Source organism: Streptomyces xanthophaeus, assembly GCF_000725805.1.
Lineage (GTDB): Bacteria > Actinomycetota > Actinomycetes > Streptomycetales > Streptomycetaceae > Streptomyces > Streptomyces xanthophaeus.
The window spans coordinates 1-24371 of the sequence record NZ_JOFT01000036.1 but is presented as its reverse complement, the minus strand read 5'-3'; the positions used below and the strand labels follow the sequence as shown (position 1 = coordinate 24371).

At 72.6% G+C, this 24371-nt stretch carries 22 protein-coding genes; 6 read left to right on the top strand and 16 right to left on the bottom strand.

Annotated elements, in window-relative coordinates:
• Positions 1-11: 11 nt before the first annotated feature.
• Together IO30_RS0122650 and IO30_RS0122645 are read right to left on the bottom strand one after the other, a co-directional pair.
• Complete coding sequence (locus tag IO30_RS0122650) at positions 12-1427, bottom strand: hypothetical protein (RefSeq protein ID WP_245234198.1); 1416 nt, start codon at positions 1425-1427, stop codon at positions 12-14.
• A gap of 129 nt (positions 1428-1556) precedes the next feature.
• Positions 1557-2939, bottom strand: a complete 1383-nt coding sequence (locus IO30_RS0122645) for an NsdA family TPR-like regulatory protein (RefSeq protein ID WP_031145538.1) — start codon at positions 2937-2939, stop codon at positions 1557-1559.
• Between the two features lie 215 nt (positions 2940-3154).
• On the opposite strand from IO30_RS0122645, the gene IO30_RS0122640 reads away from it, so the two are divergent.
• The 3 genes from IO30_RS0122640 to IO30_RS0122630 all read left to right on the top strand — a co-directional run bounded on the left by IO30_RS0122640 (position 3155) and on the right by IO30_RS0122630 (position 6404).
• Positions 3155-3841, top strand: coding sequence for a bifunctional DNA primase/polymerase (locus IO30_RS0122640; RefSeq protein ID WP_031145536.1), 687 nt, complete (start codon positions 3155-3157; stop codon positions 3839-3841).
• A gap of 110 nt (positions 3842-3951) precedes the next feature.
• Positions 3952-4788: an ABC transporter ATP-binding protein gene (locus IO30_RS0122635; RefSeq protein ID WP_031145534.1), complete on the top strand. Its 837-nt coding sequence runs from the start codon at positions 3952-3954 to the stop codon at positions 4786-4788.
• A complete protein-coding gene (locus IO30_RS0122630) occupies positions 4785-6404 on the top strand; it encodes a hypothetical protein (RefSeq protein ID WP_031145533.1) in 1620 nt (539 codons plus the stop codon). The genes IO30_RS0122635 and IO30_RS0122630 overlap by 4 nt, the downstream gene beginning before the upstream one ends.
• An 87-nt stretch (positions 6405-6491) precedes the next feature.
• On the opposite strand, the gene hemB is transcribed toward IO30_RS0122630, so the two are convergent.
• From hemB to IO30_RS0122600, 6 genes are all read right to left on the bottom strand, one after another.
• Entirely contained in the window at positions 6492-7493 is a 1002-nt protein-coding gene (hemB, locus tag IO30_RS0122625) for a porphobilinogen synthase (RefSeq protein ID WP_031145531.1), read from the bottom strand.
• 537 nt (positions 7494-8030) lie between these two features.
• The gene (locus IO30_RS0122620; RefSeq protein WP_031145529.1) at positions 8031-9704 is read right to left on the bottom strand and encodes a bifunctional uroporphyrinogen-III C-methyltransferase/uroporphyrinogen-III synthase; all 1674 of its coding nucleotides are present in this window, start codon (positions 9702-9704) and stop codon (positions 8031-8033) included.
• Positions 9701-10669: a hydroxymethylbilane synthase gene (gene hemC, locus IO30_RS0122615; protein WP_031145527.1), complete on the bottom strand. Its 969-nt coding sequence runs from the start codon at positions 10667-10669 to the stop codon at positions 9701-9703. The genes IO30_RS0122620 and hemC overlap by 4 nt, the downstream gene beginning before the upstream one ends.
• Positions 10666-12378, bottom strand: coding sequence for a glutamyl-tRNA reductase (locus IO30_RS0122610; RefSeq protein WP_031145525.1), 1713 nt, complete (start codon positions 12376-12378; stop codon positions 10666-10668). Before IO30_RS0122610 ends, hemC begins: the two co-directional genes overlap by 4 nt.
• Entirely contained in the window at positions 12375-13184 is an 810-nt protein-coding gene (locus IO30_RS0122605; RefSeq protein WP_031145523.1) for a redox-sensing transcriptional repressor Rex, read from the bottom strand. Before IO30_RS0122605 ends, IO30_RS0122610 begins: the two co-directional genes overlap by 4 nt.
• Before the next feature lie 273 nt (positions 13185-13457).
• Positions 13458-13736: a glutaredoxin family protein gene (locus IO30_RS0122600; protein ID WP_373316488.1), complete on the bottom strand. Its 279-nt coding sequence runs from the start codon at positions 13734-13736 to the stop codon at positions 13458-13460.
• 107 nt (positions 13737-13843) lie between these two features.
• Between IO30_RS0122600 and IO30_RS0122595 the strand changes: the two genes are divergently transcribed.
• The 3 genes from IO30_RS0122595 (at position 13844) to IO30_RS0122585 (ending at position 17427) form a co-directional block, all read left to right on the top strand.
• Positions 13844-14806: an HAD family hydrolase gene (locus IO30_RS0122595; protein ID WP_031145520.1), complete on the top strand. Its 963-nt coding sequence runs from the start codon at positions 13844-13846 to the stop codon at positions 14804-14806.
• Between the two features lie 360 nt (positions 14807-15166).
• Positions 15167-15982: an ECF subfamily RNA polymerase sigma factor, BldN family gene (locus IO30_RS0122590; RefSeq protein ID WP_031145518.1), complete on the top strand. Its 816-nt coding sequence runs from the start codon at positions 15167-15169 to the stop codon at positions 15980-15982.
• A 233-nt stretch (positions 15983-16215) separates the two neighbouring features.
• A complete protein-coding gene (locus tag IO30_RS0122585) occupies positions 16216-17427 on the top strand; it encodes a DUF5667 domain-containing protein (protein WP_031145516.1) in 1212 nt (403 codons plus the stop codon).
• A gap of 60 nt (positions 17428-17487) precedes the next feature.
• Here IO30_RS0122585 and IO30_RS0122580 read toward each other — a convergent pair whose 3' ends face one another.
• The 8 genes from IO30_RS0122580 to IO30_RS0122545 form a co-directional block, all read right to left on the bottom strand.
• Entirely contained in the window at positions 17488-18486 is a 999-nt protein-coding gene (locus IO30_RS0122580) for a lysophospholipid acyltransferase family protein (protein WP_031145514.1), read from the bottom strand.
• Positions 18486-19562, bottom strand: coding sequence for an NAD-dependent epimerase/dehydratase family protein (locus tag IO30_RS0122575; protein WP_037894875.1), 1077 nt, complete (start codon positions 19560-19562; stop codon positions 18486-18488). The genes IO30_RS0122580 and IO30_RS0122575 overlap by 1 nt, the downstream gene beginning before the upstream one ends.
• A gap of 95 nt (positions 19563-19657) precedes the next feature.
• Positions 19658-19756, bottom strand: coding sequence for a 30S ribosomal protein bS22 (locus IO30_RS43715; protein WP_003948845.1), 99 nt, complete (start codon positions 19754-19756; stop codon positions 19658-19660).
• A 130-nt stretch (positions 19757-19886) separates the two neighbouring features.
• Positions 19887-20096 (bottom strand): helix-turn-helix domain-containing protein, encoded by a 210-nt coding sequence (locus tag IO30_RS0122565; RefSeq protein ID WP_031145511.1) that lies wholly within the window; start codon positions 20094-20096, stop codon positions 19887-19889.
• 115 nt (positions 20097-20211) lie between these two features.
• Positions 20212-21042, bottom strand: a complete 831-nt coding sequence (locus IO30_RS0122560) for a phosphatase (protein WP_031145509.1) — start codon at positions 21040-21042, stop codon at positions 20212-20214.
• A 78-nt stretch (positions 21043-21120) separates the two neighbouring features.
• On the bottom strand, positions 21121-22290 hold the full coding sequence (locus IO30_RS0122555; protein WP_031145508.1) for an acetoin utilization protein AcuC: 1170 nt from the start codon (positions 22288-22290) through the stop codon (positions 21121-21123).
• The gene (locus IO30_RS0122550; protein WP_031145506.1) at positions 22241-23461 is read right to left on the bottom strand and encodes an MFS transporter; all 1221 of its coding nucleotides are present in this window, start codon (positions 23459-23461) and stop codon (positions 22241-22243) included. Before IO30_RS0122550 ends, IO30_RS0122555 begins: the two co-directional genes overlap by 50 nt.
• A 43-nt stretch (positions 23462-23504) precedes the next feature.
• A complete protein-coding gene (locus IO30_RS0122545; protein ID WP_031145504.1) occupies positions 23505-24158 on the bottom strand; it encodes an HAD family hydrolase in 654 nt (217 codons plus the stop codon).
• Between the last annotated feature and the right edge of the window lie 213 nt (positions 24159-24371).

Genomic DNA, 24371 nt, shown 5'->3' with positions numbered 1-24371 from the left:
GCCGCCGCGGGTCAGAGCTGGCTCTTGTCCCGCTTGGTGAGGCCGTACTTGGCGGCGATCGAGTTCCACAGGCCCGACGCCGTCTCCTTGGCCTTCGTCGCCTCGCCGCTCGCCTTGTTGCCCGCGGCGGCGTTGTCGGTGGACTTGGCCTTGCCGTCCTTGCCGTCCTTGCAGCCCTTGTCGTCCTTGGCGTCGCCCGCCCACGCCGCATAGCTGTTGTCGGCGTCCGCGGAGGACTGCCAGGCCTTGGTGAGGGCCGCGGACAGCTTCGCGTGGTCGGGGAGCTTGTCCAGCTTCAGCTCCTGGAGGCGGGTGATCAGCTCCTCGCGCTGGCGGGCGGCGTCGCGCAGGTCACCGGCGGCCTGGTCGAGGTTCTTGCAGCTCTTGATGTCCTCCACGGCCTTGATCACCGAGGCCCGGCTGTCGTTGCTGTCCGCGAGGAGCTTGTCGAGCTGGACGGCCTGCGGGCGGGCCGGGTCGACGGGGGCCTCGCCGCCGGGCGCCGCGGAGCCGCCGCTCGCGGCGGGTGCGGAGGACACCGCGCCCGGGTCGTTGTTCTGCGGCTTGCCGTCGCCGAGCAGCGAGCCGACGCCGAGCCCGACCACGGCCAGGCCGATGACGACCGCGGCGATGATCGCCGGTGACACCTTGCGCGGGGCCTCCGGCGGCGGGGGCGGGGGCGCGTACTGCGGCTGCGCGTACTGCTGCGGGGGCTGCTGGTGCGGCGGCTGGTGCTGGAGCTGCTGGCGGGGCGGTACGGGGCCCTGGCCGCGCGGCGGATAGGGGCGGCGCGGCGGCTGCCTCAGCACCGGCTCCTGGACCGGCGGCAGGTGCTGGGTGTGCCCGGCGGCCCCGTCGTCGGCGCCGCCGCTGCTGCGGAAGAGCCCGTCGAACTCGGCGGCGGGCACGGGCTGGATGTACTGCGTGGCCGCCTCTTCGTGCGCGGGCCCCGCCGGCACGGGCGGGATGTACTGGGTCGCCGCCTCGCCGTGCGCAGGCGCCGCCGGCACGGGCGGGATGTACTGCGTGGCCGCATCGCCCTGCGCGGGCCCCGCCGGCACCGGCGGGATGTACTGGGTGACGGCCTCGGGCAGCGGGGGGTACCCGTAGCCGTGCGGATCCCCCGGGCCCTCGTACCCCGGCCCCACCACGTGCCCCTGCACGGGCGCTGCCTGCGGCCCGGAATGCGGATGCGGATGCGGATGCGGATAGCCGTATGCGGCGCCGGGCTGTCCCGGCTGCCCGTACGCCGGCCCGCCCTGCGGCCCCTGGCCCTGGCCCTGGCCCTCGGGCGGCTGCTGCCCCGGATACCCGTACGCCTGCTGCCCGGGATGTTCCGGGTAGCCGGACGCCGGATCCGGCTGCGCCGGGTCCGGACCCCACGGGGCACCCGGCTGGGGGGCGCCCCCCTGTCCGCTCTCCGTCACCGGGACTCCTTCTCCGACTCGCCCGAACCTACGGAACCGTCGGGTCACGCTACCCGGTCACCCACCACCCCCGTCAGCCCACCCACCCACCGGCCCCGGCCGCGACCGGGGCCCCGCACGCCACGGACCTCACGCGGCCCGGGCCTCCAGCCGTGCCCCGAACTCGCGGACCGCCGCCTCCTCCCGGTACGGCTCCAGCCGCAGCCGGAAGTCCGCCAGGTACTCCGCGCCCCGGTTCGAGCGGAGCCCCTCCAGCAGGTCCGCCGCCTGCGTGGCCGTGTGGCAGGCCTGTTCCACCTCCCGCTGCTGCACCTGCGCCGCCGCCAGCAGCAGCAGCCCGATCGCCCGGCGGCGCGCCTTGCCCGCCGGAAGGCTGCGCAGGGCCTCCTCCGCCTGCCGGGCCGCCTCCTCGGCCTGGCCCAGGTCCCGGTGGCAGTGGGCCAGTTCGTCCGCGAGGTAGGCCTCGTTGAAGTGCCGGATCCACACCGGGTCGTCACCCGCCTCCGGCCGCGCCCGCTCCAGCGCGGTCACGGCCCGCGAGGTCAGCACCGCCGTGGCCCGGGAGTCCCCGAGCAGCGCGTGCCCCCGCGCCTCGGCGGCGTAGAACATCGCCTCCACCCGCGGGGTGACCTGACCGCGGGTGCCCTCCTGCGCGGCCCGCGCCAGCTGCGCGATCTCCCGCGGATTGCCCAGCTCCGCGGCGAGGTGGCTCATGGACGCCGCGAGCACGTAGCCCCCGTACGCCCGGTCCCCGGCGGCCTGGGCCAGCCGCAGCGCCTGGATGTAGTACCGCTGCGCCAGCCCCGGCTGGCCGGTGTCCACGGCCATGTACCCCGCGAGTTCGGTCAGCCGGGCCACGGCCGCGAACAGCGCCCGGCCCACCGGCTCCCGGTAAGAGCCGCCGATCAGCCCGGACACCACGGAGTTGAGGTAGTGCACGACCACCGGCCGCACGTGCCCGCTGCCGAAGCGGTGGTCGAGTTCGGTGAGGGCCTCCGTGGTGGCCCGTACCGCCTCCACGTCGGACATCCCGACGCGGGAGCCGCCGCTGCGGGCGACCTGCGCGTCGGCCCCGGTGATCAGCCAGTCGCGGCTCGGCTCGACCAGCGCCGAGGCGGCGACGCTGGAGCCGGCCAGGAAGTCGCGGCGCCCGACGTCGCTGCGCCACAGCTCGCAGACCTGCTCGATGGCGCCGATGACGGTCGGGGAGAACTGCAGGCCCACGCCGGAGGCGAGGTTCTTGCCGTTGGCCATGCCGATCTCGTCGATGGTGACGGTCCGGCCGAGCTTGCGCCCGAGCGCCTCGGCGATGATGCCGGGTGCCCGGCCGCGCGGCTGCTGTCCGCGCAGCCAGCGGGCCACGGAGGTCTTGTCGTAGCGGAGGTCGAGGCCGTGTTCGGCCCCGCACATGTTGACCCGCCGGGCGAGCCCGGCGTTGGAGCACCCGGCTTCCTGGATGAGCGCCTGCAGCCGTTCGTTCGGCTGACGGGCGACGAGAGGCCTGGCTGCCATTGAAAACCCCCTGAAGCCACGGGAGAGCGTTGGAATGATCACTTCCCGCCTGAAGTGCGGAGAATCTTCCGCTCTGCGTCTTGTCGCTACCCAGCGACCGCGCCCCGGCCTCCTACGCGCCCCCGAACATGCATCTGTGCGCCCCGCATGCAGGATCGATGCTCCGCCCACCGGCTGGTTTACGCCCGTAACCCCCGGTGACCCGGATAGTTGTGATGGGCGTGGAAGAGACCATCGGAGTCACGGAGACCGCACCCATCCCCAAGCAGCGCGGCGAGCAGCTGCTGGACCATGCCGTGCGGTACGCGGAAGAACGGCACTGGGACGTCTTCGCCGGCACCTGGCTGGAGGTGGCCGACGGGCGCGAGCTCTGCTCGTGCGGCGCGGCGGACTGCGCGGCGCCCGGCGCCCACCCGGCCGTCAAGGACTGGTCGACGCTCCCCACCGGCAGCGCGGTCCAGGTCCGCAGGGTGTGGGCGAAGCACCCGGAAGCCTCGATCCTGATGCCGACGGGACGGACCTTCGACGCGCTGGACGTCCCGGACTCCGCGGGATTCCTGGCCCTGGCACGGCTGGAGCGGATGCAGCGCACGATCGGACCGGTCGCCCTCACCCCCGACCACCGGATGCTGTTCTTCGTACTGCCGGGCGCCGGGGCCAAGATGGCGGACCTGGTGCGGGGGCTCGGCTGGTCCCCGTCCGCGATCGACCTGGCCGCCCGCGGCGAGGGCGAGTACGTGGCCGCCCCGCCCACCCGCTTCGGCGGCCGGGGTTCGGTCCAGTGGGCACGCCGGCCCACCCCCGCGAACCGCTGGCTGCCCGACACCGAGGAGCTGATCGACGCGCTCGCGTACGCCTGCGGGCGCGAGGCGGCCGCCGCCCGGACCCGCAAGGGACCGTGACCGCGCGTTTTGTACCCGCAAGTTCATGACATACGTAACTGCTCGGCCCCCGCTGCGTCCTCCTATGGTGAGGGAAGAACGACCAACGGGGACGAGCGGGAGGCGGGCGCATGCCGGACCAGGGCGATGCGACGGGCGGGACGCAGGGAACGGGTGGCGCACGACCTGCGCCGCCCGCCGTGCGGGTGGAAGGTCTCTGGAAGCGCTTCGGCGAACAGGTGGCCGTGGCCGGGATCGATCTCGAACTGCCCGCGGGCCAGTTCATCGGTCTGGTCGGCCCGAACGGCGCGGGCAAGACGACCACGCTGTCGATGGTGACGGGCCTGCTGCGCCCGGACATGGGGCGGATCATGGTCGCCGGGCACGACGTGTGGGCGGACACCGTCGAGGTGAAGTCCCGGATCGGCGTCCTGCCGGAGGGGCTGCGCCTCTTCGAGCGGCTGTCGGGCCGCGAACTGCTCGGCTACATGGGCCGGCTGCGCGGTCTGCCCGGCGAGGAGACCGACAAGCGGGCCACGCAGCTCCTGGACGTCCTCGACCTCGCGGGTTCGCAGCACAAGCTGGTCGTGGACTACTCGACGGGCATGCGGAAGAAGATCGGCCTGGCCGCAGCGCTGCTGCACAACCCCGAAGTCCTCTTCCTCGACGAGCCGTTCGAGGGGGTCGACCCGGTGTCCGCCCAGACCATCCGCGGAGTGCTGGAACGTTACACCGCGTCCGGTGCCACGGTCGTCTTCTCCTCCCACGTCATGGAGCTCGTCGAGTCGCTGTGCGACTGGGTGGCCGTCATGGCCGCCGGCCGGATCCGGGCCGCGGGCCCGCTGGCCGACGTACGGGGCAGCGCCCCCTCCCTGCAGGCCGCCTTCCTCGAACTGGTCGGCGCGCAGGGCCGCGGCGCGGCCGGCGACTCCCTGGAGTGGCTCGGCGGGGCGGCGGCTCAGTCATGACGACCGCCGCACCCCACCGGCCGGCGCCCGACGCACTCACCCCGGTCTTCGTCCGGCTGAAGCTGTCGCTGCTGCGCAACGGCCTGAAGGGCTCCTCGAAGCGCAAGGCCGTCTACTTCGCGACCCTGGCCTTCACCCTGGTCGTGGCCTTCTTCGTGACCCTCGGGCTGGCCCTGCTGCACGGCCACCACCGGGCCGGGACGGTCGTCGTCGTCCTCGCCGCGATCCTGGCGCTCGGCTGGGCCTTCATGCCGCTGTTCTTCCCGAGCGGCGACGAGACGCTCGACCCGAGCCGCCTGGTGATGCTGCCGCTGCGACCGCGACCGCTGGTCCGGGCCCTGCTGGTCTCCTCCCTCGTCGGCGTCGGCCCGCTGTTCACGCTGTGCCTGGCCGTCGGCTCGACGATCGCGGTCGCCCGGGGCGCCGCCGGCGCGGTGGCCGCCGTCCTGGCCGCCCCGCTGCTCCTGCTGGTCTGCGTGGCCCTCGCCCGGGCCGTGGCCACCGCCAACGTACGGCTGCTGACCAGCCGCAAGGGCCGCGACCTGGCCCTGCTGAGCGGCCTGCTCATCGCGGTCGGCGCACAGGTCGCCAACTTCGCCAGCCAGCGCCTGTTCGAGGTGGGCGGCCTGTCCCGGCTGGAGCCCGTCGAGGCCGTGGTGCGGTGGCTGCCGCCCGCGACCGCGGTCGGCATGGTGGACTCGGCGAGCGAGGGCGCGTACCTGACGGCCGCCGCCCAACTGCTGCTGACCCTCCTCGCCCTGGGCCTGCTCGTCTGGTTCTGGGAGCGCAGCCTGACCAAGCTCATGGTCACCCCGGACGGCTCGACCATCGCGGCGGCGGGCACGGCCACCAAGGACCGCAGCGGGAACGGCCTGTGGTCCCTGCTGCCCGCCGGACGCACCGGCGCGACCATGCAGCGCACCCTGCGCTACGCGGTCCGCGACCCGAAGACCAAGGCCTCCTGGGTGAGCGCGCTGGCCCTCGGCATGATCGTGCCGGTCTTCAACGCCCTCCAGGGCACGGGATCGGTCTACCTCGCCTGCTTCGGCGCGGGCATGCTCGGCGTCCAGATGTACAACCAGTTCGGCCAGGACACCTCGGCGTTCTGGATGGTCGCGCAGACCATCTCGACCCCGCACGACGCGTACGTGGAACTGCGCGCCCGCGCCGCCGCGCTGGCCCTGGTCACGGTCCCGTTCACGGTCCTCGTCACGGTGGTCACGGCCGCCCTCGTCGACGACTGGCGGACCTTCCCCGCGGCCCTGGGGCTGTCCCTGGCCCTGCTCGGCTCGATGCTGTGCACGGGAGCGGTGTCCTCGGCCCGCTTCGCGTACTCCATCCCCACGGACGGCGCCTTCAAGAACGTCGCCCCGGGCCAGGGCGCGCTCGCCTGGATGAGCATCTTCGGCGGCATGCTGGTCTCGGCGCTGATCTGCGCGCCGGTCATCGCGCTGACCATCTGGTTCAGCGTGGCGGACCACGACAGCGCCTTCTGGCTGCTCGTCCCGGTCGGGGTGGGCTGGGGCCTGCTCGCCGCCTGGGCCGGTCTGCGCCTGTCCGCCCCGGCGGTGTCCCGGCGGCTGCCGGAGATCCTGCTGGCGGTCAGCAAGGGCTGAGGTACGGCAGCCGGACGGGGCGGGGCGGGGGGAACCGCCCCGCCCCGTCCGGCTGTCCGGCGCCGTGCGCCCCGGCGCCCTCGGGCCTCAGCGGGTCTCGCGCAGCCACTGGGCGACCTCGGTCGCCCAGTAGGTCAGGATCGTGTCGGCACCGGCCCGCTTGATGCCGAGCAGGGTCTCCATGATCGCCCGGTCGCGCTCGATCCAGCCCTTCTCCGCGGCGGCCTCGACCATCGCGTACTCGCCGCTGATCTGGTAGGCGGCCACCGGGACGTCCACCGCCTGCGCGACGCGGTGCAGGATGTCGAGGTAGGGGCCCGCCGGCTTGACCATCACCATGTCGGCGCCCTCCTCCAGGTCCAGGGCCAGCTCCCGCAGGGACTCGCGGGCGTTCGCCGGGTCCTGCTGGTAGGTCTTGCGGTCGCCCTGGAGGGAGGAGCCGACGGCCTCGCGGAAGGGGCCGTAGAAGGCGGAGGTGTACTTCGCGGTGTAGGCGAGGATCGCCACGTCCTCGTGCCCGGTCTCGTCCAGCGCGTCGCGGACCACGCCGACCTGGCCGTCCATCATCCCGCTCGGGCCCACCACGTGGACGCCCGCGTCGGCCTGGACCTGCGCCATCTCGGCGTACCGCTCCAGCGTGGCGTCGTTGTCGATGCGGCCGTGCTCGTCGAGGACCCCGCAGTGCCCGTGGTCGGTGTACTCGTCCAGACACAGGTCCGACATGATCACCAGGTCGTCGCCGACCTCGGCCCTCACGTCCCGGATCGCCAGCTGCAGGATGCCGTCCGGCTCGGTGCCCGCCGTGCCCAGCGCGTCCTTGTTCTCGTCGGCCGGGACACCGAAGAGCATGATCCCGGAGACCCCGGCCTCCACCGCCTCCACGGCGGCCTTCCGCAGCGTGTCCCGGGTGTGCTGGACGACGCCCGGCATCGCCGAGATCGCCAGGGGCTCGCTGATGCCCTCCCGGACGAACGCCGGAAGGATCAGGTCCGAGGGGTGCAGCCGGTACTCCGCGACCATCCGCCGCATCGCCGGGGTGGTGCGCAGCCGCCGGGGCCGCGAGCCGGGGAAGGATCCGTAGGTGCTCATCTTGTCGTCGCCTCTTCGAGCATCGAGAACAGTCGCGACCCAGCGTAGAGCCCGGGCCACCCCCACCCGGGCCCGCCACCACCCGCCCGACCGCCCGCCCGCCCGCGACGGCGAGGGGCCCGGCGCGCACCGCGCCGGGGGGCCGCCCGGACGGAGTCCGGGGCGGGAGCCCGGGCGGAACCCGAGGCGGGAACCCGGGAGCCCTGGGCCGCAGCCCGGACGGAACCCAAGGCGGGAGCCCGGACGGAACCCGAGGCGGGAACCCGGGAGCCCTGGGCCGCAGCCCGGACGGAACCCAAGGCGGGAGCCCGGGACGGTCCGGCGGAGCCCGGGAGCCCGGGGTCCGGGGTCCGGGGTCCGGGGTCCGGGGTCCGGGGTCCGGGGTCCCCGGGTCCTGGGTCCCCGGGTCCTGGGTCCATGGGCCGGGGCGCGGGGCGCAGCCCCGGTCGGCGGGCCGGGCCCGCCCACTCGGGGCAACGGGGGCGGGGCCCGGCGCGATCCGCGCCGGGCCCCGCCCCCGTACAGCTCAGCCCACCGCTAGGTGGTCCGGCGCCTGCGCGCCCCCGGCCGCCGCTCGCTCGGCCGGAAAACGGTCTCCCCGGCCTCCTTCGCGGCCTCGCGGCGCGCCGCGCCGTACTCGGCCAGCGCCTCCGCCAGCTTCGACACCGACGGCTCCGGCGACAGCACGTCCACGCGCAGCCCGTGCTCCTCCGCGGTCTTGGCCGTCGCCGGCCCGATGCACGCGATGACGGTCACGTTGTGCGGCTTGCCCGCGATCCCGACGAGGTTGCGGACGGTGCTGGACGAGGTGAACATGACGGCGTCGAACCCGCCGCCCTTGATCGCCTCCCGCGTGTCCGCCGGCGGCGGCGACGCGCGCACGGTCCGGTAGGCCGTGACGTCGTCGACCTCCCAGCCGAGCTCGATCAGACCGGCGACCAGCGTCTCGGTCGCGATGTCGGCGCGCGGCAGGAAGACGCGGTCGATCGGGTCGAAGACCGGGTCGTACGGGGGCCAGTCCTCCAGCAGCCCGGCCGCGGACTGCTCCCCGCTCGGCACCAGGTCCGGCTTCACGCCGAACTCCACGAGCGAGGCGGCGGTCTGCTCGCCCACCGCGGCGACCTTGATCCCCGCGAAGGCACGCGCGTCGAGCCCGTACTCCTCGAACTTCTCGCGGACGGCCTTCACGGCGTTGACCGAGGTGAAGGCGATCCACTCGTACCGGCCGGTGACCAGGCCCTTCACGGCCCGCTCCATCTGCTGCGGGGTACGCGGCGGCTCCACGGCGATGGTCGGCACCTCGTGCGGCACCGCTCCGTAGGAACGCAGCTGGTCGGAGAGCGAGGCGGCCTGCTCCTTCGTGCGCGGTACGAGCACCCGCCAGCCGAACAGCGGCTTCGACTCGAACCAGGCCAGGTCCTCGCGCCGCGCGGCGGCGCTGTGCTCACCGACCACGGCTATGACCGGCCGGGCGCCCTCGGGCGAGGGGAGCACCTTGCCCTGCTTGAACACCTGGGCGATCGTGCCCAGCGTCGCCGACCAGGTGCGCTGGCGGGTGGTGGTGCCGGCGACGGTCACGGTCAGCGGGGTGTCGGGCTTGCGGCCCGCGCTCACCAGCTCGGCGGCGGCGCTCGAAACGGTCTCCAGGGTCGCGGAGACCACCAGGGTCCCGTCGCTCGTCCCGGCCTCGCTCCAGCAGCGCGCCGAGGCGCTCTTCGCGTCCACGAACCGCACGCCGTTGTCGTCGCCGTGCTTGTCGCGCAGCGGCACACCGGCGTACGCGGGCACGCCCACGGCGGTCGGGATGCCCGGGACCACCTCGAAGGGGATGCCTTCGGTGGCGCAGACGAGCATCTCCTCGGCCGCGTTCCCGTCGAGCCCGGGGTCGCCGGTGACGGCACGGACGACCCGCCTGCCGGACCGTGCGGCCTCCATGACAAGATTGGCGGCGTCCCGGATCACCGGCACCCCAGCGGCGGCTGACACTTCGTCAGCGATGGTCAGCTGCGGCGTGTCGACACCCGTGCGCGCATGCGTGCGCACGACCTCGAGCACCTCGGGCTCCGCGATCAGTACGTCCGCGGCCGCCAGCGCCTCCACGGCGCGCAGCGTCAGCAGACCCGGGTCGCCGGGGCCGGCACCGAGGAAGGTGACGTGTCCGTGGGCGGCGACAGCCGGAAAAGCGGAGGTGGTCGGACTTGTGGGGTTCAAAGCGATCGCTCCCCCATCAGACCGGCCGCGCCCTTGGCCAGCATCTCGTCCGCGAGTTCGCGGCCGAGCGCCATGGCCTCGTCGTACGACTGGGGCACGGGACCGGTGGTGGACAGCTGCACCAGCGTCGAGCCGTCGAGCGTGCCGACGACGCCGCGCAGGCGCATTTCATTGACAATCTGCCCGTCGGCCAAAAGGTCGGCGAACGCCCCCACGGGTGCGCTGCAGCCGGCCTCCAGGGCGGCGAGCAGGGAACGCTCGGCGGTCACGGCGGCCCGCGTGTACGGGTCGTCGAGCTCGCCGAGCGCGGCGATCAGGTCCGTGTCGGACGCGAGGCACTCCACGGCCAGGGCCCCCTGGCCGGGAGCGGGCAGGACGCTGTCGACCGGCAGCAGCTCGGTCGCCTCGTCACCGCGTCCGATGCGGTTGAGCCCGGCGGCGGCCAGCACGACGGCGTCGAGCTCACCGTCCCGGACGTAGCCGATGCGGGTGTCGACGTTGCCGCGGATGGCCACGGTCTCGATCCGCTTGCCGAGGGACAGCGCCAGGTGGTTGAGCTGCGCCATGCGGCGCGGCGAACCGGTCCCGATGCGGGCCCCGTCGGGCAGCTGCTCGAAGGTCAGGCCGTCCCGGGCGACGAGCGCGTCCCGAGCGTCCTCGCGCTGCGGCATGGCCGCGACGACGAGGTCCTCGGGCTGGCCGGTCGGCAGGTCCTTCAGCGAGTGCACGGCGAAATCCACTTCGCCGCGCAGCAGCGCGTCGCGCAGGGCGGTGACGAACACGCCCGTCCCGCCGATCTGGGCGAGGTTCTCGCGGGACACGTCCCCGTAGGTCGTGATCTCCACGAGCTCGACGGGACGGCCGGTGACCGCCCGGACCGCGTCGGCGACATGGCCTGACTGGGACATGGCCAGCTTGCTGCGCCGCGTGCCGAGCCGGAGGGGCTGGTCGAGACGTGGATTCATGATGCCCGTCCTGAGTCGTCGTTCTTGTCGGCCGCGTCGGCCCGGCTGACGGAGGCCACCGTCTGCGGGTCGAGATCGAAGAGTTCGCGCAGTGCGTCCGCGTACCCGGCGCCGCCGGGCTCGCTCGCGAGCTGCTTGACGCGCACGGTCGGCGCGTGGAGGAGTTTGTCGACGACGCGGCGCACGGTCTGGGTGACCTCGGCCCGCTGCCGTTCGTCGAGATCGGGGACCCGCCCGTCGAGCCGCGCCACTTCCATGGCCACGACCTCGGCGGCCATGGCCCGCAGGGCGACGACGGTGGGCGTGATGTGCGCGGCCCGCTGGGCGGCGCCGAAGGCGGCCACCTCACCGGCGACTATCGCGCGCACGGCGTCGACGTCGGCCGCCATCGGGGCGTCCGCGGACGCCTCCGCGAGCGACTCGATGTCCACGAGCCGTACGCCGGGGATCCGGTGCACGGCCGCGTCGATGTCCCGGGGCATGGCCAGGTCCAGCAGGGCGAGCCGGACGGCGGAGCCGTCGGCCTGCGTACGGGTGCTGCGGCGCGGCTGGCGCTGCGCCGCGGCCTCGCCCTGGTCGGCCCAGGTGCCGTGCAGTTCGAGGGAGTCGGCGTCGACCCCGGTCAGGGCGGCGCGCCCGTCGGCGGCCCGGGCGGGGTCCCCCGTCGGCGCGTCCATCCCGACGGGGCAGCCGGCCTGGTCCGCCGGGGTTCCGGGGCTGATGGTCCGGGCGGCCCCGGCGTCGGCCAGCCGGCCGCCGTCCTGGGCTGCCGCGGCCAGCCGGGCGACCACGTCGGCCGGGACCAGCCCGGTGGCGCGGTCCGCTGCGGCGGCGGCCGGGGAGGGCTGCGGCGCAGCGGCCGGGGCGAGGCCCTGGGACACCGCGGCGGCCACCTCGTCGGCGGTCAGCACGAGCCCGGTCGCACCGGTGCAGGAGATCACCACGTCGACTCGTGTCAGCTCGGCCGCGACCTCGGACATGGCGACGGCCGAAGCCTTCACCCCGGTGCCCGAGGCAACCAGAATCTCTGCGAGACGCTCCGCACGCTCATCGGTCCGGTTCGCCACCACGATCTCGGCCACGCCGACCCGCGCCAGCGTCGCCGCCGCCAGTGAGGACATCGACCCGGCGCCGATGACCAGCGCCCGCTTGCCCGCGGCCCACTCGGCGACCGGCAGGTGCCCGCCGCCGAGCTGCTCCAGCCCGAACGTGACGAGCGACTGGCCCGCGCGGTCGATGCCGGTCTCCGAGTGCGCCCGCTTGCCGACCCGCAGCGCCTGCTGGAACAGGTCGTTGGTCAGCCGGCCCGCGGTGTGCTGTTCCTGGCCGAGCGCGAGGGCGTCCTTGATCTGTCCGAGGATCTGCCCCTCGCCGACGACCATCGAGTCCAGCCCGCACGCCACCGAGAACAGGTGGTGCACCGCCCGGTCCTCGTAGTGCACGTAGAGATAGGGGGTGAGCTCCTCCAGCGCGACCCCGCTGTGCTGGGCCAGCAGCGTGGACAGCTCGGCGACACCGGCGTGGAACTTGTCCACGTCGGCGTACAGCTCGATGCGGTTGCAGGTCGCGAGCACGGCCGCCTCCGCCGCCGGTTCGGCGGCGAGGGTGTCGTGCAGCAGCTTGACCTTGGCGTCCACGGAGAGCGAGGCGCGCTCCAGCACGCTGACGGGCGCGCTGCGGTGACTCAGTCCTACGACGAGCAGGCTCATGCCGGCATCACCGCCGGCACGTCGCCCTCGGGACCGCCCTTGCGCGCCTCGGCTGCGGCCCGGCCCGCGGGCGGGACCACGGCAGCGGCGGGCGCGGCGCCGCCCACGGAGGAGCCGCCGGCGGCAGCGGCCGCGGCCGCTTCCTCGCCGGCCTTGCGCTGCTCGTGGAAGGCCAGGATCTGGAGCTCGATGGAGAGGTCGACCTTGCGCACGTCGACGCCGTCGGGCACGGAGAGCACGGTCGGCGCGAAGTTGAGGATGGAGGTGACACCGGCGGCGATCAGCCGCTCGCTGACCTGCTGCGCAGCGCCGGCGGGCGTCGCGATGACGCCGATCGAGACGCCGTTCTCCTCGATGATCTTCTCCAGATCATCGGTGTGCTGCACGGACATGCCGGCGACGGGCTTGCCGGCCATCGCCGGGTCGGCGTCGATGAGGGCCGCGACACGGAAGCCGCGCGCGGAGAAGCCGCCGTAGTTGGCCAGCGCGGCGCCGAGGTTACCGATGCCGACGATGACGACCGGCCAGTCCTGCGTCAGCCCGAGCTCGCGGGAGATCTGGTAGACGAGGTACTCGACGTCGTACCCGACGCCGCGGGTGCCGTAGGAGCCCAGGTACGAGAAGTCCTTGCGCAGCTTCGCGGAGTTGACTCCGGCGGCGGCCGCGAGCTCCTCGGAGGACACCGTGGGCACCGATCGCTCGGAGAGCGCGGTGAGGGCGCGCAGGTACAGCGGAAGCCGGGCGACAGTGGCCTCGGGAATACCTCGGCTGCGGGTCGCCGGTCGGTGAGTTCGGCCAGTTGCCACGATGCTCCTGCGGGATGAGCGGGGCTGCAGGCGGCCACTTGTCCCAGGACCGCCCCGTCGACAGCAGGCTATGCCTTTGTGAACGCGTGCACAAAGATTGTGTCCGCTTTGTCCGAGCAAAGTGACCGGGGTCACGCAACCCCGGCCCATATCGCCGGAACCGCGAGCACGCCGAACCCGTTCAAATCCCGAAGGGGGCAAAACCGTACACACTCCTCACAGATACGCCCCCGAGTCCCCATAAATCGCCCATGATGGTAACCGGGCCGGAGGTCAGCCCTCCAATGCCCGCCGGAGCCGCTCCGGGTTCACCCTCCAGAAGGTGTGCTGTTCGCCGTCCACGAGCACGACCGGAATCTGTTCCCAGTGCAGCCGGTACAGCTCCTCGTCCTGCGAGATGTCCTTCTTCTCCCATTGCGCACCGGTCTCCGCGCAGACCTTCTCGACCACGGCCTGTGCGTCATCACACAGATGGCACCCGGGCTTCCCGATGAGCGTCACCATCCGGTCCGCGGGACGCTTCTTTTCCTTGCGGCGCAACAGAGGAGTCATGCCCTCCATTCTCGCGCGCCCGGCCGTAACAGCCGCGCCCCGAAGAGTTCACGCCGCCGAATCCCATCGGTTCGGGAACTCCCGAACACAGTGGCTATGCTCGCGTCATGGCCGCTCTGGGATGGCTCACCCCCCGTAGGCGCTCCGCCACCGCGCGGAGCGTGCTGGCAGGCGAGGCCTCGGCCGAGGCCGCCCGCAAGACCGCGCTGGCCGAAGCCCCACCTGCCGCCGAGACCGCTCCGGCGACGGAAGCGGAAGCTGCCGGGGCGGCTGGCGAACCGGAGTTCCCGGTCGCCGGCGACGACCTCGCCGCGGCCTTCTTCGACCTCGACAACACCGTCATGCAGGGCGCCGCGATCTTCCACTTCGGCCGCGGCCTCTACAAGCGCGAGTTCTTCCAGCGCCGCGAACTGGCCCGGTTCGCCTGGCAGCAGGCCTGGTTCCGGCTCGCCGGCGTCGAGGACCCGGAGCACATGCAGGACGCCCGCGACAGCGCCCTGTCCATCGTCAAGGGCCACAAGGTCTGCGAACTGATGGCCATCGGCGAGGAGATCTACGACGAGTACATGGCCGAGCGGATCTGGCCCGGCACCCGCGCCCTGGCCCAGGCCCACCTCGACGCCGGCCAGAAGGTCTGGCTCGTCACCGCCGCCCCCGTGGAGACGGCCACGATCATCGCCCGCCGGCTCGGCCTGACCGGAGCACTGGGCACCGTCGCCGAATCCGTGGACGGGGTCTACACCGGCCGCCTGGTCGGCGAGCCGCTGCACGGCCCCGCGAAGGCGGAGGCGGTGCGCGCGCTGGCCGCCGCCGAGGGACTCGATCTCGACCGCTGCGCGGCGTACAGCGATTCGCACAACGACATCCCGATGCTGTCGCTCGTCGGACATCCGTACGCGATCAATCCCGACACAAAACTGCGCAAGCATGCCCGTACCAACGACTGGCGGCTGCGCGACTATCGGACCGGCCGCAAGGCCGTGAAGGTCGGCGTCCCGGCCGCCGCCGGGGTCGGCGCGATCGCGGGCGGCACGGCCGCCGCCATCGCCCTGCACCGCCGCCGCAAGTAGCAACGGCAGGCCCTGCACGGGCCCGGCCCCGCCCCGGCCGCCCGACGGCCGGGGCCCGGGCAATCCCTCAGCTCTACCCCCGCCCGGCGCGCGGCACTCCGGCCTGCCCGACTCGGTCGCGGCGGCCCTCGGAAGCGTCCATTCCGCGCACCCAAGTGATCACCAACCGATCACCAACAGCGACTGAATATGCCCTCGGTACGCAACAGAAGTGTCGGAACCGGTGATTTGAGCAACTGGGTGTAGCGCTGCCTGTACGAAGCGTTATTCTCCTCAAACGCATGCCACCGGCCATCTGTCGCCACGACGGGTGAACGGTCCCGCACTGCACGTGATGGAAGCTCTGCCTCTGGGAGTCCCGTGTACCCACCTGTCGGGGTTGACGCCTCGGGCCTGGCTACGCTGCGCGCAACGGTCCTCGACCACCTGCGCGGCTTCGTCCCCACCGCGTACGCCGTCCCCGCCTTCGCCACCGCGGTACCTGCCGGCCTCGGTCCGGCCGGCCCTTGCTATGCCCTGACGGACGGCGGGGCGACAGTGGGCAGACGCGGCCGCACCGGGGGAGCCTCCGGCGCCGCCGCCGGCACGAGCACACAGACCACCCCCCGCCGCCCCACCGCGGACAGCGACCAGGCCCGCATGATGGACCTGGTCGAACGCGCCCAGGCCGGCGAAGCCGACGCCTTCGGGCGGCTCTACGACCAGTACAGCGACACGGTGTACCGCTACATCTACTACCGCGTCGGCGGCAAGGCGACCGCGGAGGATCTCACCAGCGAGACCTTCCTGCGCGCGCTGCGCCGCATCTCCACCTTCACCTGGCAGGGCCGCGACTTCGGCGCCTGGCTCGTGACGATCGCCCGCAACCTGGTGGCGGACCACTTCAAGTCCAGCCGTTTCCGGCTGGAGGTCACCACCGGCGAGATGCTCGACGCCAACGAGGTCGAGCGCAGCCCCGAGGACTCCGTCCTGGAGTCCCTCTCCAACGCGGCCCTGCTGGAAGCCGTACGGAAGCTCAACCCGCAGCAGCAGGAGTGCGTGACCCTGCGCTTCCTGCAGGGCCTCTCGGTCGCCGAGACGGCCCGGGTGATGGGAAAGAACGAGGGCGCCATCAAGACGCTCCAATACCGGGCGGTCCGCACCTTGGCCCGCCTCCTCCCGGACGACGCCCGCTGACCCCCTCCGACCCGACAACACAACCTCACATTCGGTGACCCCTCGATGACGCTGTGGTCCGATCATCCTTCGTCCGTAACCCAAGTGCCGCGACGCTCGTTGTGCGGAATGCAGGCTCCCTGTGGACAAGCCCTGCCGGAAGCCACTCACCCGAAAGGGTGGATGTGCTCAAGGAGGGCAACCTTCCGGACACCCTGGGGAGTCGATCGTCATGACGAGAGGAGGTGCCGCCAGTGATCGCGAACGTGACTCCGCACCGGCGGGCGAACGCCTTCGCCCAGGCTTTGGAGGATCGGACCCCGTCCGACCTTTCGGAACCGGACCCGGCGGCCGAGCAGTGCGAGGCACCTGCCGAACCTGCCGACCACGACCGGCTGTTGGCCTTGGCGAGTGCGCTCGGCGAAATGCCGCGCCCGGTACTGGACGCAGACGTCAAAGTGGTGCAGCGAGCCCAGCTCGTTGCCGCCATGGAAGCCATGGTGCTGGAGGAAAGGGCCGGGGGCGGTGCCGCCTCGGACCCTCTGGTGCCCGAACAGCGGACCGGCCGCGGCGCCCACCGGGCGACCTCGCTCCGGAAATTGCGGCCCCGCTCCCGCTGGTCCAAGGGCATCGCAGCGGGAGGCCTCACCGTGGGTGTGGCCGCAGGGGCCTTCAGCGGAGTGGCCGCTGCGAGTTCCGACGCCCTGCCCGGTGACCACCTCTACCCCGTGAAACGGGGCATGGAGGACCTGAAGCTCGGGCTCGCCGACGACGATTCGGACCGGGGCGAGCTCTTCCTCGACCAGGCCTCGAACCGTCTGTCGGAAGCCCGCAGGCTGATGGAACGGGGCCGGACGGGCGTACTGGACCACGAGTCCCTGGGCGAGATCCGCCGCGCCCTGGCGGGTATGAAACACGACGCGTCGGAGGGCCACCGGCTCCTCCAGCTGGCTTATGCACGGGACGGCTCGCTCGGCCCGATCCAGAAGCTGTCGTCGTTCTCCAACTCCCACCGCGACGCGTGGGGCAAGCTCCGGGAGAAGCTCCCGGCGCAGCTCACCGACGTCGGCGGAGAGGTGGAGTCGGTCTTCCAGGCCATAGACGATGACGTGGCGCCGCTCCAGGGCCTGCTGCCCAAGCCCCCGGAGCAGACCCGCGGCTCCGTCTCGGGCTCACCGGCCACCCCGGCCAAGCCCGGCACCCCCGGCGGCAAACAGCACTCCGCGCCGGCCTCGGGCACCCCATCGGGCAGCGCCGCCGCCCCGAGCCCGTCGGGAAGCACCACGCCCCCGCCGGCAGGCGGCCTCCTGGGCGGTACGGGCGACCTGCTGCACCCGCCCGCAGGGGGACAGTCGGCCCCGCCCCCCTCGGTGACCCCGGACCAGCCCAAGCCGGAGATCACCCTCCCGCCCCTCCTCCCGGGACTGCTCCCGGGGCTGGGACTCAAGGCGGAGGACGCCGAGTAGCAGACGTGGAGACGCCGGCGAGGCTTTCGGCCCCGCCGGCGTCTTCGCGCGCCCGCGACCTCAGAAGAACACGGACCTCCGCTGCACCAGCAGCTTGTACAGCGTGTGCTGGATCTGCTCGCGCACCTGGTCCGTCAGGTTGAACATCAGCATCGGATCCTCCGCCGCCTCCGCCGCGTAGCCCGCCGTGGAGATCGGCTCACCGAACTGGATCGTCCACTTCGTCGGCAGCGGCAGCGCGCCCAGCGGCCCCAGCCACGGGAACGTCGGGGTGATCGGGAAGTACGGGATCCCCAGCAGCCGCGCCAGCGTCTTCGCGTTGCCGACCATGGGGTAGATCTCCTCCGCCCCCACGATCGAGCACGGCACGATCGGCGTGCCCGCTCTCAGCGCCGTCGACACGAACCCGCCCCGCCCGAAGCGCTGCAGCTTGTACCGGTCGCCGAACGGCTTCCCTATCCCCTTGAAGCCCTCCGGCATCACACCGACGAGTTCCCCGGCCTCCAGCAGCCGCTGCGCGTCCTCCGCGCACGCCAGGGTGTGCCCGGCCTTGCGCGCCAGCTCGTTGACCACCGGCAGCATGAACACGAGGTCCGCGGCCAGCAGCCGCAGGTGCCGCTGCGCGGGGTGGTGGTCGTGGACGGCGACCTGGAGCATCAGCCCGTCCAGCGGCAGCGTCCCCGAGTGGTTCGCCACGATCAGCGCACCACCCTCCTTGGGGATGTTCTCGATGCCCTTGACCTCGACCCTGAAGTACTTGTCGTACAGCGGCCGCAGCAGGGACATCAGGACCTGGTCCGTCAGCTCCTTGTCGTAGCCGAAGTCGTCGACCTCGTAGTCCCCGGTGACCCGGCGCCGCAGGAAGGCCAGCCCGCCGGCGATCCGCTTGTCCCAGCCGCCGCCCGGGTCCTGGCCGGCGCCCGCGGCGCGCGGCACCTGCTCGACCTCCACGACCGGCTCCGCGGCCGGTTCGGCCTGCGGGGCCACCCGTACCCGGCGCCCCATGGGCCGCCGGCGCGGCCGGTCCTCGTCGAACGGAATGACCTTGGCGTCCGCCACTAGTGCTTCGCTCCTTCCACCGCGTCCACGTCGGCTTCCACGCCGTCCACCTTCAGCACGGCGGCAAGCCGGTCCACGGCCCGCCCCGCCCGTTCCGGCGGCAGCAGCCCCCGGCCCCGGCTCCGGGCGAAGTCGGCGAAGGTCTCGGCGGTCGTGTACATCGGCTCGAATCCCAGTACTTCACGCATCTGCGAGGTCTCCACGACCCGTCCGTGCGTCAGGAGCCTTATCTGCTCCGGCGAGAAGTCGGTCACCCCGACCGCCCGCAGCGCCGACCCGGCCCACGTCACCGCGGGCAGCAGCAGCGGCAGCGTCGGCCGCCCCAGCCGCCGCGAGCACTGCGACAGCAGCAGGACGCCGTCGCCCGCGATGTTGAAGGTCCCGCTGTTCAGGGTCCCGCGCCTCGGCTCCTGGGCCGCCAGCCGCAGCACCTCCAGTACGTCGTCCTCGTGCACGAACTGCAGCCGCGGGTCGTAGCCCAGCACGGTCGGCAGCACGGGGATGGAGAAGTACTCGGCCAGCGCCGAATCGGCGAAGGGCCCCAGGATGTTCGCGAACCGCAGCACGCACACCGCGACGTCCGGCCGCCTGCGCGCGAAGCCCCGTACGTACCCCTCGACCTCGGCGGCGTCCTTGGCGAAGCCGCCCGCCGGCAGGGACTTGGGTTCGGTGTTCTCGGTGAAGACCGCCGGGTCCCGCGAGGTGCCCCCGTACACGCTGGTACTGGACTTCACCACGAGCCGCCGGATGGTCGGCGACTTCTGGCAGGCCCCGAGGAGCTGCATCGTCCCGATGACGTTCGTTTCCTTCACGGTGCTGTGCGCACCGCCTGTGCCCGCACTGCCGCCGGTGACCGCCAGGTGGACGACCGTGTCCACGGCGTGCTCCGCGAGCACGCGGGCGATCGACGACTGCCTGATGTCCGTACGGACGAACTCGGCCTTGCCGAGCCGGTGCGGCGGGGTCACCGCGTCGACCGCGATCACCCGCTCCACATCGGGATCACGCTGGATCCGGCGCACGAAGCGCCCGCCCAGCTGCCGGGCAGCCCCGGTGACGAGCACGACCTTCCCCACGAGCTCAGCGCCTCCCTCGAAGAAGTCCCCCGGCTGCACCGCAGCCCCTCCACCAGGATGGTGGAGGGGCTGCGGAGAACACGTACAGCTGCCGTTTACTTCTTGTTACGGCGCTGGACGCGGGTGCGCTTGAGCAGCTTGCGGTGCTTCTTCTTAGCCATCCGCTTGCGCCGCTTCTTGATAACAGAGCCCACGACTACCCTCGCTCACTTCTCTTCACTGGTGCGGGGCGTCTGGGCCCACACGACCTACGTCGGCCTAGCCTACCCGCCCAAGCTCTGAGCTTGTAATCCGAGCCCTTCCAGGGAGCCGCGGACATCAGTCTCAGGCCGTCTCCACCCCCACATAGGACTCTCGGAGGTACTCGTGGACCGCCTGCTCGGGCACCCGGAAGGACCGGCCCACCCGGATCGCGGGCAGATGACCACTGTGCACCAGGCGGTACACGGTCATCTTCGACACTCGCATCACCGAGGCGACCTCCGCCACGGTAAGGAACACGACCTCGTTGAGAGGCCTCTCGCCAGCAGCCATGACACACCTTTGACCTTCCGCGCATGACGGGCACCGGCTTCCCCTCCGGTTACTCCTCGTCGTCGCACGCTCACTCCCCAGAGTAGGGGCGCGTGATACGAGTGGGGAAGAGGAGCTACAGCCACTCCTCGCGGCCGGGCAGACTGGCCCGATCGAGTACATAGCGAGTGAGCGGTCGGTAGTAGTCCGCAGGCACCGCGTCATCCAGCGGAACGGTCACGGAGACCAGCCCCTCAGCCTCCGCCACGAACGGAGCGGGATCATCCGTATCGGCCAGGGCGATCGCCTCCACACCCAGCTGACCTGCACCGCACACCCACCCGTGGTCCCCCACCACGAGCTCCGGCAGCGGCCCCCCGGCCTCCGCCAGCGCCCCGAGCGCGACCCGGACCGGCAACGGCGAATGGGTGTGTGCGCCGGTGGCGCTCCCGGCCGGCCGCGCGCCGGGCTCCCGCACCAGTGCGACCCCCCGTACGTAATCGATGCTGTGCGTGCGTACGCCGAACCGGGTCGCCATGTCGACACTTACCCCCTGCGCCGGGGTGAGGACAACACATCCCGCCGCCGATAACGCCCGCGCCAAACAGGCGTAGAACTCCAGGAGACGGTGCGGGTGACCCGTCCCGAACAACACGGGCGACCGGGCCCCCGCAGCGGCCCGCAGCCGCCCCGCGAAGGCCTCCAGCGCGGCCACCGTCCGCTCCGGATCGATCCTGTCCGGCCCGCTGACGTGCGACGGGTCCGCCGAGACCCCGCACTTGCGCGCCATCAGCCCCAGCAGCTCACCCTCGCCCCAGATCCGCTCCGGCTCCAGCCCCAGCAGCACCCGCGGATCCCGCGCCGCGAACAGGCGGTAACTGCGCAGGCTCTCCTCCCGGGAGGTGGCGATCGGCCCGGCCAACCGGGCGGCCAGCAGATGCGCACGCAGCGCGCCGGTGCTCAACACCCTCCGATGCTGCCCCACCCCACCTGGCGGGTCATCAATTCAGGCGAACAGCCCCACAGTTGGCGTAACGGGCGAACGTCAGGTCAGCATTCCGCGCAACGGGAACACGGCCCGCCGCGTGGCCAGGACGGCTTGATCCGTACGGTCCGCGGGGTCGTATCCGGCATCCCAGTCCCGCCACGACGGCGTCCGCCCGTCCGTCATCCGCGACGGCGCCAACTGCCGCGTCCGCGCGTACGCCTCCTGCCGCCACGACTCCGGCACCGGCGTCCGCGGCTCCACCGGCCGGTGAGCGGCGATCGCCACCAGGTGCGTCCACGAGCGCGGCACGACGTCGACGACCGCGTACCCGCCGCCGCCCAGGGCCAGCCACTTCCCGTCCGCGTAGGTGTGCGCGAGCTCGTGACACGCCTCCTGGACGGCCCGCTGGGCGTCCAGGGACACCGCCAGGTGCGCGAGCGGGTCCTCGAAGTGCGTGTCCGCCCCGTGCTGGGTCACCAGCACCTGGGGCCGGAAGTCCGCCAGCAGCTCCGGCACCGTCGCGTGGAAGGCCCGCAGCCACCCCTCGTCGCCGGTCCCCGCGGGCAGCGCCACGTTCACCGCCGACCCCTCGGCCGCCGGCCCGCCCGTCTCCTGCGGCCAGCCGGTCTGCGGGAACAGCGTCCGCGGATGCTCGTGCAGGGACACCGTCAGGACCCGGGGGTCGTCCCAGAAGGCCGCCTGCACCCCGTCCCCGTGGTGGACGTCCACGTCCACGTACGCGACCCGCTCCGCGCCCAGCTCCAGCAGCCGCGCCACGGCCAGCGCCGCGTCGTTGTACACGCAGAAACCGGCCGCACCGCCCGGCATCGCATGGTGCAGGCCCCCGGCGAAGTTCACCGCGTGCTCGGCCTCCCCGCGCCACAGCGCCTCCGCACCCGCCACCGACTGCCCGGCGATCAGCGCCGAGGCCTCGTGCATCCCGTGGAAGGCCGGATCGTCGACCGTCCCCAGCCCGTACGAGCCGTCGGCGGCACCCGGATCGGCCGACACCTCCCGCACCGCGGCCACGTAGTCGTCCCGGTGGACCAGCCTGAGCGTCGAGTCACCGGCCGCGCGGGCCGCCCGCACCTCCATCACCCGGTCCAGCCCGAAGGCACGCACCAGGCCCATGGTCAGCGCCAGGCGCACCGGGTCCATCGGATGGCTCGGCCCGAAGTCATACCCCGTGACCGCCTCGTCCCACATCAACAGCCCGCGCCCGCTCATGCCCGACACCGTATCGGGCCTCCCCGGCTCCGAACGAGCGGGCGTAGAACAGCGTGATCAGGACGAGGACCATCGGCACGAGCATCGCCCCCCGATAGCTCCAGGCGTCCCCGATCCCCCCGACGAGCGGCGACCCGATCAGGAAACCGACGTAGTTGAAGATGTTCAGCCGGGCGATCGCCGTGTCGGACGCCCCCGGGAACAGCCGCCCCGCGGCCGCGAAGGTCTGCGGCACGATCACGCAGAGCCCGATCCCCAGCAGCGTGAACCCGAGCATCCCCACCCACGCCCCCGGCGCCGCGGCCACCACCGCGAACCCCGCGGCGGCGACCACCGCCCCGCCCCGCACCACGGCGGCCGCCCCGAACCGGCGCACACCCAGGTCCCCGACGGCCCGCCCGATCAGGGTGGTCACCATGTAGACGTTGTACGGGACCGTCGCCAGCTGCTCGGAGCTCCCCAGCACGTCCTGGAGGTACTTGGCACTCCAGTTCGCCACCGTCGAGTCCCCGATGTACGCGCAGGCCATCACCAGGCACAGCGGCAGCAGCAGCTTGAACCCGCCGGCCCCCAGCCCCTTCTCCACCACGTCCCCCGCGCCCCCGGCACCGCGGTCCACGTAGGCCCGGCTCGCCCACAGCGTCAGCGGCAGCAGCACCGCCACCGCCGGCAGGTACGACACGAACAGCCCCAGGTGCCAGTGCGCCCCGGCCCAGGCGGCCGAGGCCCCCACGATCCCGCCGAGACTGTACGAGGCGTGGAACCCCAGCATGATGCTGCGCCCGTACGCGTGCTGCAGGCTCACCCCGAGCATGTTCATCGAGGCGTCCAGCGCACCGACCGACAGCCCGAACGCCCCCAGGGCCAGGGCCACGTGCCACATCTGGTCACCGGCCCCGACGCCCAGCAGGGACAGCAGGACCAGCGGCTGCGCCCACCGCAGTACGACGCTGGGCGCGACCCGCTTGACCAGGTGCTCGGTGGCCACGCTCGCCGCGCCCGCGAGGACGGGGACCGCCGCCAGGAAGGCGGGCAGCAGCCCGTCGGATATCCCGTACCGGTCCTGGATGGCCGGGATCCGGGTCACGAGCAGCGCGAAGGCGACCCCCTGCGCGAAGAAGCTGATCCCCAGAGCCCCGCGCCCCCGGCGCAGCCGCACTTCATCCGTCATGGCGGGTCAGCGTAGGCCCCGCCGCTACCGGTGGGTAGAGAGATCACACGGGCAGTTGCAGGAGCCCCGGCAGCTGCATCATGTCCCCGAAGTATCCGGTGGCCCCGGGGAGCCGCTCGGCGGGCAGCATCGCGGTGAACGCGTACACGTCCATCCCGGCGGCCGTGGCGGCCTGGATGCCGAGCGGGCTGTCCTCGACGACGACGCACCGCGCGGGCTCGACGCCCATCTGCCGGGCCGCGTGCAGGAACAGGTCCGGGGCCGGCTTGCCTGCCCCCACGTCCTGCGCACTGAAGATCCACTCCTCCTCGAACCATCCGTCGAGCCCGGCCGCCCGGTGTCCGACCCGGATCCGCTCGTGCGTCCCGGAGGAGGCCAGGCAGTAGCCGACCCCGCTGGCGGTCAGTGCTCCGAGGACGTCCTCCACTCCGGGGACGGGCTTCAGTTCCCGCTCGAACGCGGCGAAGGTCCGCGCGTGCAGGGTCTCGTCGAAGTCCGCCGGCAGCCGCTCCCCCGTCCGCTCGAGGACCAGGTCGTGCACCCGGTGCACGGCGGCCCCCATGTAGTCGCGGAGCGAATCCTCGTAGGAAGTCGCGTGCCCGAGCTCACTCAGATACCCGGCGAGGATGCTGTTGGCGAGCGGCTCACTGTCCACCAGCACGCCGTCGTTGTCGAAGATGACGAGGTCATAGCCCATGCCCCAACCCTACGAGCCGTCAGTCCAGGTGCCCGGCAAGCTGATGCTGGTGAACGGACGAACGCGGGAAAGATTCGCGGCCCCCAGGAGCCGGCCCCGGCGCCCCGGACGGTCCCCAGCGGGTCATCGATCTGCCCCTGAACGCAGAAAAGCCCCGCACCATAAGGTGCGGGGCTTTCCCACAATGATTGTTCGGCGGCGTCCTACTCTCCC

Bases quoted from the DNA above. Each gene is read 5' to 3' on its own strand.
- IO30_RS0122645 (WP_031145538.1), bottom strand. From the start codon at position 2,939: ATGGCAGCCAGGCCTCTCGTCGCCCGTCAGCCGAACGAACGGCTGCAG.
- IO30_RS0122640 (WP_031145536.1), top strand. From the start codon at position 3,155: ATGGGCGTGGAAGAGACCATCGGAGTCACGGAGACCGCACCCATCCCC.
- IO30_RS0122635 (WP_031145534.1), top strand. From the start codon at position 3,952: ATGCCGGACCAGGGCGATGCGACGGGCGGGACGCAGGGAACGGGTGGC.
- IO30_RS0122630 (WP_031145533.1), top strand. From the start codon at position 4,785: ATGACGACCGCCGCACCCCACCGGCCGGCGCCCGACGCACTCACCCCG.
- hemB (WP_031145531.1), bottom strand. From the start codon at position 7,493: ATGAGCACCTACGGATCCTTCCCCGGCTCGCGGCCCCGGCGGCTGCGC.
- hemC (WP_031145527.1), bottom strand. From the start codon at position 10,669: ATGAATCCACGTCTCGACCAGCCCCTCCGGCTCGGCACGCGGCGCAGC.
- IO30_RS0122610 (WP_031145525.1), bottom strand. From the start codon at position 12,378: ATGAGCCTGCTCGTCGTAGGACTGAGTCACCGCAGCGCGCCCGTCAGC.
- IO30_RS0122600 (WP_373316488.1), bottom strand. From the start codon at position 13,736: ATGACTCCTCTGTTGCGCCGCAAGGAAAAGAAGCGTCCCGCGGACCGG.
- IO30_RS0122595 (WP_031145520.1), top strand. From the start codon at position 13,844: ATGGCCGCTCTGGGATGGCTCACCCCCCGTAGGCGCTCCGCCACCGCG.
- IO30_RS0122565 (WP_031145511.1), bottom strand. From the start codon at position 20,096: ATGGCTGCTGGCGAGAGGCCTCTCAACGAGGTCGTGTTCCTTACCGTG.
- IO30_RS0122555 (WP_031145508.1), bottom strand. From the start codon at position 22,290: ATGAGCGGGCGCGGGCTGTTGATGTGGGACGAGGCGGTCACGGGGTAT.
- IO30_RS0122550 (WP_031145506.1), bottom strand. From the start codon at position 23,461: ATGACGGATGAAGTGCGGCTGCGCCGGGGGCGCGGGGCTCTGGGGATC.
- IO30_RS0122545 (WP_031145504.1), bottom strand. From the start codon at position 24,158: ATGGGCTATGACCTCGTCATCTTCGACAACGACGGCGTGCTGGTGGAC.